This is a genomic window from Legionella sp. ST3F1, from assembly GCF_048553315.1.
GTDB lineage: Bacteria > Pseudomonadota > Gammaproteobacteria > Legionellales > Legionellaceae > Tatlockia > Tatlockia donaldsonii.
This window is the reverse complement of record NZ_JBLZIO010000012.1, coordinates 25,287-38,803: the sequence shown is the minus strand read 5'-3', so window position 1 is coordinate 38,803 and position 13,517 is coordinate 25,287. Positions and strand designations below refer to the sequence as shown.

Genomic DNA, 13,517 nt, shown 5'->3' with positions numbered 1-13,517 from the left:
GATGCTGGGGCGTGTTTGTATTTTATTAATGGATTCCTTGGGGATTGGCGCGAGTCTTGATGCGCACCGTTATGGGGATGAGGGAGCCAATACCTTTGCTCACATTTATCAGACTTGTAGTGAAGGACTTGCTAATAAAGACGGGCTTCGTCAGGGGGCATTACATCTCCCTAATTTAGCAAGCCTGGGTTTGTATCATGCAACTGTAGCCAGTTCAGGTCTTCCTTTACTCGACTTATCAACGCTTGCTATTCCAAAGGGATATTACGGCTATGCTGTGGAGCAAAGCCTGGGCAAGGACACACCAAGTGGCCATTGGGAGTTGGCTGGTGTGCCAGTGACCTTTGAGTGGGGCTATTTTCCCGCAGAGCAGCCTTGTTTTCCGCAGAAACTAATTAATGAATTGATAAAAAAAGCAGGGTTGCCTGGTGTATTGGGGCAGAAACATGCTTCGGGCACGACAATTATTGATGAGTTGGGTGAGGAGCATATTAAGACAGGTAAACCAATCGTTTACACGTCGGCTGATAGTGTGTTTCAAATTGCGGCCCATGAAGAAAGTTTTGGTTTGGCGCGTTTGTATGAAGTCTGTGAAATTGCGCGTAAACTAGTCGATGATTATCAGATAGGACGGGTTATTGCCAGACCTTTTGTTGGTAGACCTGGTGGGTTTTCCCGTACTGGTAATCGCCGTGATTATGCAACGTTGCCGCCTGCGCCGACTCTTTTAGATGCATTAAAAAAGGCAGGGCGAGAAGTCATTGCTATTGGTAAAATTGCCGATATCTTTGCTCATCAGGGGTTGACGCAGACAATTAAAGCGGATGGTAACCAAGCCTTATTTGATGCTACTTTAGCGGCAATGAAAACAGCGCCAGCGGGTAGTTTGATCTTTACCAATTTTGTTGATTTTGACTCTTCTTATGGTCATCGACGTGATGTGAGTGGGTATGCTCATGCCCTGGAACAATTTGATCAGCGTTTACCAGCGCTGATAGAACAGTTAGAACCTGATGATATGGTTGTAATAGCTGCCGACCATGGTTGTGATCCTACATTTCCGGGCTCTGATCATACAAGAGAACATATCCCGGTGTTGGCTTTTGGCCCAAAATTAGGTAGTTGTTTTATCGGACGTCGGGATAGTTTTGCGGATATTGGCCAAAGCATCGCGGAATATTTGCAAATTGAGCCCTTAATGCATGGCGTATCTTTTATGAACGGCCTAGAATAGTGAGTTAACTTTATAATTGAGGGGCTAAAGAAGCTAAAGAACATGAGTTATCCAGCCCCCTTTCTAGACTATTGTTCAGCGATTGAATTGAAATTCACTTCTTTACGTAAGAGTGTTTTGTTTCTTTTATGGGGTGCAGAAAAGCCATTAAAAGCCTACGAAATTCTCGATAAGTTATTGCAAAGCAAGCAAAGCTCCAAGCCTCCCGCAGTGTATCGTGTACTTGATTATTTTGTTGAATCAGGTGTAGTACATAAAATTGAATCTATCCAATCGTATACCCTGTGTCATGCGCCTGAAAAGCAGCGAGCTACTGAGGTATTAATGGTGTGTAATGATTGTCATCAGGTTCATGAGGTGTACGATAAAACGCTACGTGCCCTGGTACAAAAATTATCAGCGGAGAACCATTTCCATTTAGGCCATGATGCTATTGAATTAAAAGGTCTTTGCAGGAAATGTTGCCCGGCCAGCGAAGTATTTTCATCTGTTATGCCCCAAGAAAGCGAAAAATAATTCAAACCCTCTATTGATTTTTTTTTTTGCATCCCCATTTTAGGTTTTTCGACCTGTAATGAGGATGTATCTTGGAACAATATCGTGGTACAACCGTCCTGTCTGTCAGGCGGGGCAGTAAAGTGGTTATCGGGGGTGATGGCCAAGTCACTATGGGGAACACCGTAATGAAAGGCAATGCCCGCAAAGTCAGACGACTTTATAAAGATAAAGTAATTGCCGGTTTTGCTGGCGGGACTGCTGACGCGTTCACCCTTTTTGAGCGTTTCGAGCGCAAATTGGAGATGCATCAAGGACACTTAGTGCGTGCTGCTGTTGAGCTTGCCAAAGATTGGCGAACAGACAAAATCTTACGTCGTTTGGAGGCATTGTTAGCAGTAGCAGACAGTAAAGCCTCTTTAATTATTACTGGAAATGGTGATGTCATTGAGCCAGAGGAAGGATTGATTGCTATTGGTTCTGGGGGCCCATTTGCCCAGGCGGCAGCTCGAGCACTGTTGGAAAATACTAAATTGTCTGCGGCTGATATTGTCCGGAAAAGTTTATCGATTGCTGGTGATATATGTATCTACACCAACCACAATTTAACCATTGAAGAATTGGATAGTGACTAGTGAATAATACAATGATAATGACTCCCCGTGAGATAGTGCAAGAATTAGACAAGCACATTATTGGTCAGGATGAAGCAAAACGCGCTGTAGCGATTGCTCTACGTAACCGTTGGCGACGTATGCAAATCAAAGATCCTGTATTACGTAACGAAATAATGCCCAAGAATATTTTGATGATTGGGCCAACAGGTGTTGGTAAAACAGAAATTGCCAGACGCCTGGCGAAATTAGCCCAGGCGCCTTTCATTAAAGTAGAGGCGACTAAATTTACTGAAGTTGGTTATGTCGGACGAGATGTCGATTCTATCCTTCGTGATTTGACGGATATTGCTATCAAACAAGAACGCGAATCAGCCATGAAGAAAGTTGAGAATCTCGCTGAGGATGCTGCGGAAGAACGGATCTTGAATGCTTTATTGCCACCCGCCAGGGGAGCCGTAATCACCAGTGAAAATGAATCATCAACTCGCCAGGTTTTCCGTAAGCAATTGCGTGAAGGAGCACTTGATGACAATGAAATTGAAATCGAGTTATCAGCAACACCTGTTGGCGTAGAAATCATGGCACCACCTGGTATGGAAGAAATGACCAGCCAGTTACAGGCTATGTTTCAGCAGGTTGGCACAGGCCGCACAAAAACACGTAAATTAACAATTGCTAAAGCAATGAAGATATTGCGTGAAGAAGAAGCGGCGAAATTAATCAATGAAGAAGATATTAAAACGCGTGCTATTGAAAATGTTGAGCAACACGGCATTGTCTTTATTGATGAATTGGATAAAGTTGCTAAACGAGCAGAGCAGGGCGGTGGTGATGTGTCGCGTGAGGGTGTGCAGCGTGATTTATTACCGTTGGTAGAGGGCTGCACAGTATCCACTAAATACGGTATGGTAAAGTCAGATCATATTTTATTTATTGCCTCAGGCGCTTTTCATGTGGCGAAACCGTCTGATTTAATTGCTGAATTACAGGGACGCTTACCTATTCGAGTAGAATTAGCTGCATTAAGTGTAGATGATTTTGTTCGTATTCTGACTGAGCCTAGCGCCTCATTGACTGAGCAATACGCTGCACTCATGGCGACTGAAGGGTTGCAATTAAGCTTTGATGAAACCGGTATACGCCGTATTGCGGAGGTAGCCTGGCGAGTCAATGAACGCACCGAAAACATTGGTGCTCGTCGATTGTATACCGTCATGGAGCGTTTGTTGGAAGTGGTGTCTTTTGAAGCAACGGATAAAGCGGGTGAATCTGTACATGTTGATGCTGCCTATGTGGAGAAACATTTAGGCAAATTGGTGGCTGATGAGGATTTGGCTCGCTATATTTTATAAGCCGCGGTTACTCTCTGTGACCAGATTGTGCGGAGGGTTGAAACGCTATTGCCCCGGTGCATGGCTTCGTCAATACGGTGTCCGGATCTTCATGTACTAACGTGTACATTGCGGTTCTGGGCGCCGTTTCTCCTGGCACTTCTCTCATGGCAGCCAGTTTCGAAAGAAGTTCAATGGATTTCCAATTTTTTCCCCATCGGTTCAATAAAAGCAAATTTTATTTCTAATAAGAATTTAGACTATTCAGAATGTCAAAATTGGTGACATTTATCGGGTAGTACAGTAAAAAAATAATTAATCATAATTATTTGAATTTAAATAATTATTTTTTAAATCTTTCGCTGGGCCATTAGTTATGGTTTTAAGTCTATAGACGAAAACCGGTGATTATCACAGAATGGTCAGATACTTATTAATAAAATTGTTCCATGAAAAAAAATATTCTTTATGGTGCACTCGTTAACTTAATCTGTATTGAAGCGCAGGCTATGCAATATCCGGATCCTTCTACAGCAATATTGATAGGTAGGGGTTCTGTCATAAAACAATCCGTGCAGTCAGGATTGATGCCGCCAAAACAAGACAATGGTGCACTACAAGAAGCCCATTCTTTTGCTTTGCCGCAACCGCAAGAAGAGCAAAATACGCAATCCTTATTCCCTGAACAACAGCAAGCAGATACGATTGATTGTGATTATAAAATCCCTGTTGAAATTTCAAATATTTCTTTAGAGTTTGTCATCAATTGGGCTCAGCAAGCTGTTAGGCAATCGTTTGATTTTAATTTTGCATCCGTCGATACCCAACTGGAAAAATTACAAGCTTGTTATACTGAAAGTGGTTGGGTTAAATTTAAGAGCGCATTGCAGAGCTCTGGCAATGTGGATGTCATTAAAACGCAAAACCTGGCCGTGAGTAGCCAGATAGATGGCCAGGCACAACTCATCGAATTCAAAGATTACTTATGGAAAATGAATGTACCTCTAAAGGTGGTTTATCAAAGCGATGAGGAAAGAGTGACTCATTTCCTTAATATTTATTTAACGGTAGGTCGAAAAATAAATGGTAATCTCGGAATCATGCAGATGATTGCCACGCCACGGTTTGCACCGATCTCTCTAAAATCAACGTCGGTGGATAAGGCTGTGGGGGGTATGTACCAAATCGTTGCTAAGAAAAAAGCAGAGACTTTGAATGCCGTACAAAAAAATATGGCTTCTTTTTTTATGTCCTTATTCCCCCAGCGTATTGGACTAAGGGCTCCAACGAACACTGCCCAGCCAAGACAGTTCGAACATATCGCTCAACTGCCACCCTATCCATTGCCACAAAGAACCCAAGCAATACAGCGAATGCCAATTGCTCAAGGTCAAGAAGAGCCTAATAGCAATTTTGGTTATAAAACACTTGCTGAAATCACCCAAATGCATCAAAACTTTATTTTATTTGGATTAAATCAGGCTTTGATCCAGTCGTTTGATTTTAAATATAAATTTTTAGATACACCGGTTCAACAATTCCACTCGTGGTATGCAGAAAATGGGGAAGTTAGAACGGCCGCACAGAAATCAGATAGCATTTCAGCAAATAGTACACAAAAAACGGCAATGAACAGCCCAATGTATGAGGCGGCGCGCCTTAGTGTTACTGATAACGATCAGTGGAAAATCACCCTTCCTTTAAACCTTGCTGATGCAAACAATAAAAATAAAGTAACGCAACTCCATGTGACAATAGGTTGGAAAATTACCGCGAATGATTTTAGGCCAAGGATCGTTACAGCGAGTCGGCCTTCTGTACACCCCACTATACAAGCTGCTTCACCCAATGCTGGCATAAGTGCGGCCAGGGTTAACCAAGCGACAGAAGCGATGCAAAAAATACAAGCAAATAATCCAATGCAGCAAGCACAAGCCTCTATTCCACAGCAATTACCCCAGCTAGTGCTGCAAAATCCTCCAACCCCTCAATCCGCCATTGCGGCACAAAGCCAGGTTCTTAATTGTGATTATAAAACACCTGCTGGAACTACCCCCATTGATCAAGCAATTGTTTTAAGATGGGCAGAATATGCCGCAATGCAATCGTTTAATTTTAATTCGGAACTCATTGATACCCAATTACAGCGATTACAAGCCTGTTTCACCAAAAAAGGGTGGGTTGAGTTTCAGACTGCAATGTATAAATCAGGTAATATTGAAGCCATTAAAACACTTCAGATAACTATGAGCAGTGAGATTGCCAGAGGTGCTCAATTGCTTGAGGCTAAAGGCAATCAATGGAAAATCGAGTTACCCTTAAAAGTTCTCTATCAAAGCGATAAAGGCAAGGCAGTTCAATTAGTGAATATTAATTTAATTGTAAATCGAAAAATAACGGGTGAACTGGGTATTAGGCGAATGATTGCTACACTGAGCGATACTTCCGCGCCTTCCGATTTACCTCATAGCTAATACCAAAGAAAATGAGTCCTTTGGATTTAGAGAGTCTCTCTGAGACTATTCGTTTTTCTCTAGCCATCCACTCATCCTCTTACCTGTGGCCCCAGTCTATCGAGAGTTTCTTGAGTTCGCGTGCCAAGTGCTCGGACCTCTATTGCCTCGCAGTGCTTCGTCGATACGATGCTCTGACCTCATGTACCGGTATATCCATAGCGGTTCTGCGCCCCGTTCCTCTTCGTGCTGTTCTCACAGCAATTTTGGAACGAAATCGAATGTATCAAAATACGCTTAATTGTGAGAAATTTGTCGCAAAATAAACCATAAAAGAACTATAATGGCGATTTTTCAAATCACAGGTTGAGTGCCCATGATTGCTTTATTAGAAGCTTACCGAGCTGGGTTGTTGCGTCGACAAAACTGGCTACCCAATATTGTTTCAGGCGTTATTGTCGGTGTTGTGGCCTTACCATTGGCAATGGCTTTTGCGATTGCTTCTGGCACTAAACCGGAACAGGGTATTTATACAGCAATTGTCGCTGGACTTCTGGTTTCCGCATTTGGTGGCAGCCGCTTACAGATCGCCGGGCCAACAGGTGCCTTTATTGTTATTCTTTCCAGTATTACTGCTCGGTATGGTATTGATGGGTTGCAAATTGCGACGCTAATGGCAGGCTTTATATTGCTCTTTCTGGGCATGGCACGTCTTGGTACAGTAATAAAATTTATCCCTGATCCAGTCATTGTTGGCTTTACAGCAGGGATTGCGGTTATCATTTGGGTCGGCCAGTGGAAGGATTTTTTTGGTCTGCCAGCTGTGTCAGGCGCTCATTTTCATGAGAAGCTGTGGCACTTGCTGCAAGTATTCCCACAATGGCAACCAACTACTACGGCCTTGGCAATACTGTCTTTACTACTGGTACGTTTTTCATACAAATTACCGGGTCTGAAACGAGTCCCTGGACCTTTGGTCGCTTTGCTGGTTGCAACAGGTTTGCAATCCTATTTTCATTTTAAGGGGGTAGCTACCATAGGAAGTACATTTGGTGGGATCCCTCAAGGTTTACCTGCCTTGCATTGGCCGACAGTGACGGTTAATCGTCTCATTGAGTTGCTTGGTCCGGCTTTCACTATTGCCATGCTTGGTGCTATCGAATCGCTACTTTCTGCTGTGGTTGCTGATGGTATGGCCGGTACTCGGCATAACTCTAACCAAGAGTTAATAGGCCAGGGTGTTGCTAACATCGCTGCCCCTTTGTTTGGTGGTTTTGCTGCAACAGGTGCGATTGCGCGTACGGCAACCAACATTCGTAATGGGGGGAATAGCCCTCTTGCTGGTATAGTGCACGTCGTTACCTTGATATTGATTATTCTGTTTCTTGCACCATTGGCAGTAAATGTTCCCTTGGCAGCACTTGCAGCTATCTTATTTGTTGTGGCATGGAATATGAGTGAGGCACCTCATTTTTTCAAAATGCTTAAACGAGCGCCAAGAGCGGATGTGCTTATCCTATTAGTGACTTTTGGAGTCACTGTTTTTGTTGATTTGGTGGTTGCAGTCAATATCGGTGTTATTTTAGCCACGTTCCACTTTCTGCGACGTATGGCTGCCAGTGTTGAAGTGCAGCAAGTTAGCGACCAGGAATTACAAAAAGAGTTCGCTAGTAATGGTATCCATATTCTGCCTGCTGGCCTTCTAGTCTATGCTGTGGAAGGACCTTTTTTCTTTGGGGCAGCAGAGAGTTTTGAACGGGCACTCATTAGTACTCATACCGAGCCGCGCCTATTAATTATTAGATTACGTTGGGTTCCTTTTATTGATATTACCGGTTTACAGACTTTAGAAGAGGTTATTGTTAATTTCCATAAGCGCCAAGTTCGAGTCATGTTGACTGGGGCAAATACGCGGGTAAAATCCAAGTTGCAAAAAGCGGGCATTATCAACTTAGTCGGTACAGAAAATGTTTTTGCAGAGTTTTCTCAAGCCCTTGTTGTTGCTCACGAAGTATTAAACCGGGCTACAGAAGAGAAGGCTGACTCTTAACGATGCCTAAGTTGCGCAACTTTGACTAAAAAGTTGATTTAAATCCATGGCGAGGCACTTCTGCAGTTCCTCGTCATTTTTTTTAAAAATGGCCCGCCAATGATTCGTGTGCACCGATTTAATATGTTCCACCTCTGTTGGTGTAGGCAGGCGATAGGGAAGTAACTGACTCAGGTTGTATAAACTCAGCTGACTGAGATCGCGACTTAGCATAAAAGAGCCTTCGGCTGTCGTATGAATCAATTCCAAACCGGTCAGAAGCTTTACCATGTCATCAACATCAATTGCAAAAGGATGAGTACTGGCATTGACCAAGGCGTCCAAAGGTAGACTTTTGCCTTTTCTTTGAGCATGCCAAAGTTGATGAAGCCAAAGCAGAGCATGTGAAAACCCGTCGATTGCTTTTCCTGTGCGTCGTTGGTGATGTACTGCGAGAGCATAACTGATTTCCGCACCTAAAAGGGTAATAATCCAGACCCAGTAAACCCAGATAAAAAAGATAGGTACTGTGGCAAATGCCCCGTAAAGTAATTGATAAGTGTTGTAGCGCGTTAGATAGTAAGCAAAACCTTGTTTGGCCGACTCAAATAATAAGGCTGCTACAACGCCTCCCCAGAGGCCATCACGAAATTTAACAGTGCAATTAGGCACGATGACATATAAAAAGGTAAAACCAGTCAGCGATATAACAAAGGGAATTGCATTTAACAAAATTAAAGGGGCATGATGATCTTTAAGGAGTGGAATTGAAATGACATACGAGCTGATGACCAAACTTAAACCGAGCAAGAGTGGTGCTAAGGATAAAATAGCCCAATAAAGGAGAAAGGCTGCTACTCCTTTTCTTGGTGTGGAAACCCGCCAAATTTTATTCATGGTCCCTTCAATGGTCACCATAACCAGGATAGCTGTAACAAAGAGAAACACGACCCCCCAGACTGACAATTTAGACACCTGGGTTGCGAATTGCTGTAAATAATTTTGTACTACCTTTCCGGTAGTGGGGACAAAATTGTCAAAAATAAAGTCTTGTGTCGGTTGTGCAAGCCCTTGAAAAACTGGAAAGGAAGAAAGGATAGCTAAGCCAACAGACATAAGTGGAACAACAGCGAGCAGGCTGGCAAAAGCGAGTGCTGAAGCACGGTAAGTGCAATCATCATCAATAAAATGATGAGCTACAAAACGAATAAAACGTTCCGCTTCATAAAATTTATTGGCTATTCTTTCTTTCCAATCCATGGGCAACCTAGTTATTGCTAATTTACGTGAGTTCTATGTTAGATCGCTCAACAAACCTTAGCTCGTATGATGCGTAGCATTCTTACGGGATCCAGTATCAATGTGTTGTTATGTTGTTGCTAATCCCGCTTCATTATCTTGTTGTCGAGTGAAGCTAAATACACCCAATAAAGTAATCAGGTAAAGTACACCCACTATCGCACAATAGAGACCGAAGTAGCTATTGTTGTGTGTCGCATAGAACTGATTAGCTACTTCAACTCCTAGCGCTTGAGCACACATACTTACCATACTTATCAAAGCATAAGCCGTGCCTTTACTGATAGGTGTTGCAAAAAGAGTACGCCTGATTAGGGGGGCGGTAGTTACACCCTGGCCAAAAGAGTAGATAAGAAGTCCAGGCATGAAATATAAGAAACTGCCATTACTCGTAAAGGGAAGCAAACATGCCGCCAAAAGACCGCAAATGGCTATCGTTGAACCTAAGAGAATAATTTGTTTAATTGAACATCGGTGCGTTAATTTACGCAGATACCAACTACCTAGAATCTCTGCTGCGAAAACGGGTAATTGCCAGAGAGCATATTCGACCACTGTTAATTGGGCGTCAGTCACCAGAATAATTGGCGAGAGGGCAATCCAGGCTATGCAAGGTATTGCCAATAAGCCACTGGCTATTGCACCAAGCATAAAAGATGGATTACGCAATAACCGCAGATAATTGGTCGCAACTCCTCGCAGTGTTAAAGCGGCAGGTTTTATTCTTTCACCATCGTTTTTAATCGCGCCTACAGGTTCAGGCATAAAGCGCCATATTCCCCAAAGAGCAAGTAGTGCCAATACGCCAATCAGGACAAAAATACCACGCCAGTGAAAATACAGGATAAAGCTGGCTCCAGCCAAAGGCCCAAGCAAGGGGGCGAGACAAGCCACATTGGCAAGGACGGCAATTAAACGAATAGCATCCATTTCAGCAAAGATTTCTTGTAAAGTGGCATAGCCAATCACTGCAATAAAGCATAAGCCCATGCCTTGAAAGTAGCGCGCAAGTAAAAATTGTTCCATCGAATTGGAGCAGGCAATCAGCAGAGTAAAGAGAAGGAAAATGAATGCACCAGTCAGCATGACAGGTCTGCGGCCAAAACGGTCTGAAACCGGTCCTAAAAACAATTGCAGACTCGCACCGCCCAGTACATAGACCGTTAATGAGGTAGCTATAGCGGATTCCGGAGCATGGAAGGAGGCAGTAACCTGAATCATGCCAGGCATAATCATATCATTAGCTATGTAGACCAGAAATTGGTAAAGAACCAGGAAACTGGCAAAATAAAGCGCCTGTTGACGGGAAATATTGATCAAAGGCTGTGACATACCAGTCTCACATGATTTCAAAAGGGGGTAGTCATTATACATTAAGATTCATGTATATTCACCATGATTTCTATTAAATCACTTTAATTCACTTCATGTACGACAAAATGATCTTTGTTATACTCAGTCTTTTTATTGAGGATTGAGGCATGTATACGATCTACCATAATCCACGCTGCTCGAAATCGCGTGCTTGTTTGCAACTGCTTCAAGAAGCGGCAGTCCCCCTTAAAATTGTTGATTATATGCACCAATCGTTGTCTGCTGAGCTCGTACGGCGCTTTGCTGCCAAATTAGGATTGGCAGCTATAGTACGTAGTAATGAAGCCGTCTATAAGGAGCAACGTTTGGCAGAGGCTGATGAAGAAACCATTATTCAGGCGATTATTGACCACCCGCAACTTTTGCAAAGACCTATCGTTATTTTGGGTTCGCAGATGCTGATTGCTCGTCCACCGGAGAAAATTTTGGAGCTGCTAAATGATTAAACCTTATATTCTGGTGCTTTATTATTCTCGCACTGGTGCGACAGCTCAACTCGCCCAATACCTTGCTCGAGGTGTGGAAAGCGTTACTGGAATAGAAGCCAGATTAAGAACAGTACCGCCTGTCTCGGCTACTTGCGAGGCAGTGGATAAGTCTGTGCCGGATACTGGAGCACCCTATGCAACCCTGGATGATTTGCGTCATTGCCAAGGACTGGCTCTAGGAAGTCCGACTCGGTTTGGTAATATGGCGGCTCCCCTGAAATATTTTTTAGATAGCACGACGCCTGTGTGGCTCACCGGTGATTTAGTGGGTAAGCCAGCTTGTGTCTTCTCTTCCTCAACCTCGATGCATGGTGGACAGGAAACCACCCTAACCAGTATGATGTTACCGTTATTCCATCACGGTATGTTACTGCTAGGTTTACCTTATACTGAACCGACTCTAAGTAGTACACAAACGGGTGGGACTCCTTATGGGGTTACCCATGTTTCAGGCCTGGCCAATGTCACTTCATTGAGCCAGGATGAAATTATACTGGCAAAACAGTTGGGTAAGCGTTTAGGAGAGATTGCGATGAGCCTAAAAAAGAAGGCAGCAATTTAAACGGGTAATTCGACCAAGACCTAAGTAAGGTCACTAATTTAATCGGTGATTAACACGTGAAAATAATCAGCTTTAATGCCAATGGTATTCGAGCAGCAGCTCGGAATGGATTTTATGACTGGCTAGCTACCCAGGATGCTGATTTTGTTTGTCTTCAGGAAACAAAAGCCCAAATATCACAGTTGTTGCCAGAAGAACTTTATTACCCACGTGATTATTTTTGTGAGTATTATGACGCCCACAAAAAAGGTTATAGCGGCGTGGCAATCTATGCTCGTCATAAACCTTTAAAAGTAATAAAGGGTTTGGGTTTTGATTATTGTGATACTGAAGGCCGTTATATTCAATTTGATTACCCGCGTTTAAGTGTGATTTCCCTTTATCTACCGTCAGGAACGAGTGGAGAAGGCCGACAAGCCGTGAAATATGATTTTTTAGAGCGGTTTGCCAATCATCTGAAGGTCCTGAAAAATGAAGGGCGTGAACTGATTTTGTGCGGTGATTACAATATCGCCCATAAAAAAATTGATTTAAAAAACTGGCGCGGTAACCAAAAAAACTCTGGTTTTCTGCCTGAAGAACGTGCGTGGATGGATAATCTTTTTGGGGCTTTAGGATTTGTAGATGCTTTTCGAGTATTAAATCAAGAAGAAGAACAATATACATGGTGGTCCTACCGCAGTCGCGGTGCCTGGGATAAAAACATCGGGTGGCGGATTGATTATCAAGTCATTACGCCTGGTTTAATGGATAGTGTCACTAAGGTCAGTGTTGCTCGTGACGTACGTTGGTCTGATCATGCTCCCCTGATTATCGAATATAAGGGGGATTGGTGTGCTTAAGCTTGCCAGTTGGAATGTCAATTCGCTGAAAATTCGATTAGATCAGGTTTTAACCTGGCTTGCGTCATCAGCGATCGATATCTTGGCTTTGCAGGAAATTAAATTGGTTGATGAAAGCTTCCCTAAAGAAGCGTTTACTGAGTGCGGCTATGAGGTTGTTTATGCGGGTCAAAAAACCTATAACGGTGTTGCGATTATCAGCCGCTATCCCCTTAACGATGTGATGACCGATATTCCAAATTTAATTGATCCCCAACGCCGAATTTTAGCAGCGACGATAGGGGAACTTCGTCTTATCAATCTTTATGTACCGAATGGATCCGAGTTAACTTCAGAGAAATATCGTTATAAGCTTGACTGGTTGGAAAAAGTGACGGCATTTATTAAGGAACAAATGCTACTTTATCCAAAGCTTGCTGTTGTTGGTGATTTTAATATTGCCCCTGAGGATGAGGATGTGCACGATCCATTAGAATGGGTGGGGCAGGTATTGGTCAGTCCTCTGGAACGAGAAGCGTTTACTGCTTTATTAAGTTTAGGCTTAACGGACAGTTTCCGTCATTTTCCGCAGGAAGAGCGAGCCTTTAGTTGGTGGGATTATCGCGCTGCTGCTTTTAGGCGCAATCGGGGATTACGTATTGATCATATCCTGCTGAGTGAAACACTAAAGGCCCTTTGTATACAAGCAGGCATTGATAAAGAGCCTCGCAAAGCAGAGCGGCCTTCTGATCATGCGCCAGTTTGGGTTGAGATTAATGATCGTATTTAATGCCAGTTTCATTGTAAACTAGTT

General features: G+C 43.2%; 12 protein-coding genes. 10 read left to right on the top strand and 2 right to left on the bottom strand.

What is annotated here, in order from left to right:
- The first annotated feature begins 1 nt into the window (after position 1).
- From ACN4Z1_RS09550 to ACN4Z1_RS09525, 6 genes are all read left to right on the top strand, one after another.
- The gene (locus ACN4Z1_RS09550; protein ID WP_228362845.1) at positions 2–1,234 is read left to right on the top strand and encodes a phosphopentomutase; all 1,233 of its coding nucleotides are present in this window, start codon (positions 2–4) and stop codon (positions 1,232–1,234) included.
- A 42-nt stretch (positions 1,235–1,276) separates the two neighbouring features.
- Positions 1,277–1,750 carry a transcriptional repressor gene (locus tag ACN4Z1_RS09545; RefSeq protein WP_228362844.1) on the top strand — a complete coding sequence of 158 codons (474 nt, stop codon included), beginning with the start codon at positions 1,277–1,279 and terminating at the stop codon, positions 1,748–1,750.
- Positions 1,751–1,821: 71 nt separating this feature from the next.
- The gene (gene hslV, locus ACN4Z1_RS09540) at positions 1,822–2,364 is read left to right on the top strand and encodes an ATP-dependent protease subunit HslV (protein ID WP_115222141.1); all 543 of its coding nucleotides are present in this window, start codon (positions 1,822–1,824) and stop codon (positions 2,362–2,364) included.
- Between the two features lie 11 nt (positions 2,365–2,375).
- Positions 2,376–3,698 (top strand): ATP-dependent protease ATPase subunit HslU, encoded by a 1,323-nt coding sequence (hslU, locus tag ACN4Z1_RS09535; RefSeq protein ID WP_181879461.1) that lies wholly within the window; start codon positions 2,376–2,378, stop codon positions 3,696–3,698.
- A 428-nt stretch (positions 3,699–4,126) separates the two neighbouring features.
- A complete protein-coding gene (locus ACN4Z1_RS09530) occupies positions 4,127–6,151 on the top strand; it encodes a DotI/IcmL family type IV secretion protein (protein WP_228362843.1) in 2,025 nt (674 codons plus the stop codon).
- 355 nt (positions 6,152–6,506) lie between these two features.
- Positions 6,507–8,180, top strand: a complete 1,674-nt coding sequence (locus ACN4Z1_RS09525) for a SulP family inorganic anion transporter (protein ID WP_228362842.1) — start codon at positions 6,507–6,509, stop codon at positions 8,178–8,180.
- Between the two features lie 6 nt (positions 8,181–8,186).
- Here the strand turns inward: ACN4Z1_RS09525 and ACN4Z1_RS09520 are convergent, their stop codons facing one another.
- Positions 8,187–9,419 carry a YihY family inner membrane protein gene (locus ACN4Z1_RS09520; protein WP_228362841.1) on the bottom strand — a complete coding sequence of 411 codons (1,233 nt, stop codon included), beginning with the start codon at positions 9,417–9,419 and terminating at the stop codon, positions 8,187–8,189.
- Positions 9,420–9,527: 108 nt separating this feature from the next.
- Positions 9,528–10,790: an MFS transporter gene (locus ACN4Z1_RS09515; protein WP_115222763.1), complete on the bottom strand. Its 1,263-nt coding sequence runs from the start codon at positions 10,788–10,790 to the stop codon at positions 9,528–9,530.
- A gap of 149 nt (positions 10,791–10,939) precedes the next feature.
- Here ACN4Z1_RS09515 and arsC point away from each other — a divergent pair, with 149 nt between their 5' ends.
- From arsC to xth, 4 genes are read left to right on the top strand one after another with little or no spacing between them, the layout of a single operon-like run.
- Positions 10,940–11,278 (top strand): arsenate reductase (glutaredoxin), encoded by a 339-nt coding sequence (gene arsC / locus ACN4Z1_RS09510; RefSeq protein ID WP_228362840.1) that lies wholly within the window; start codon positions 10,940–10,942, stop codon positions 11,276–11,278.
- Complete coding sequence (wrbA, locus tag ACN4Z1_RS09505; RefSeq protein ID WP_228362839.1) at positions 11,271–11,882, top strand: NAD(P)H:quinone oxidoreductase; 612 nt, start codon at positions 11,271–11,273, stop codon at positions 11,880–11,882. Before arsC ends, wrbA begins: the two co-directional genes overlap by 8 nt.
- 56 nt (positions 11,883–11,938) lie before the next feature.
- Positions 11,939–12,724, top strand: coding sequence for an exodeoxyribonuclease III (locus ACN4Z1_RS09500; protein WP_115222135.1), 786 nt, complete (start codon positions 11,939–11,941; stop codon positions 12,722–12,724).
- On the top strand, positions 12,717–13,493 hold the full coding sequence (gene xth / locus ACN4Z1_RS09495; protein ID WP_115222134.1) for an exodeoxyribonuclease III: 777 nt from the start codon (positions 12,717–12,719) through the stop codon (positions 13,491–13,493). The genes ACN4Z1_RS09500 and xth overlap by 8 nt, the downstream gene beginning before the upstream one ends.
- Positions 13,494–13,517: the final 24 nt, after the last annotated feature.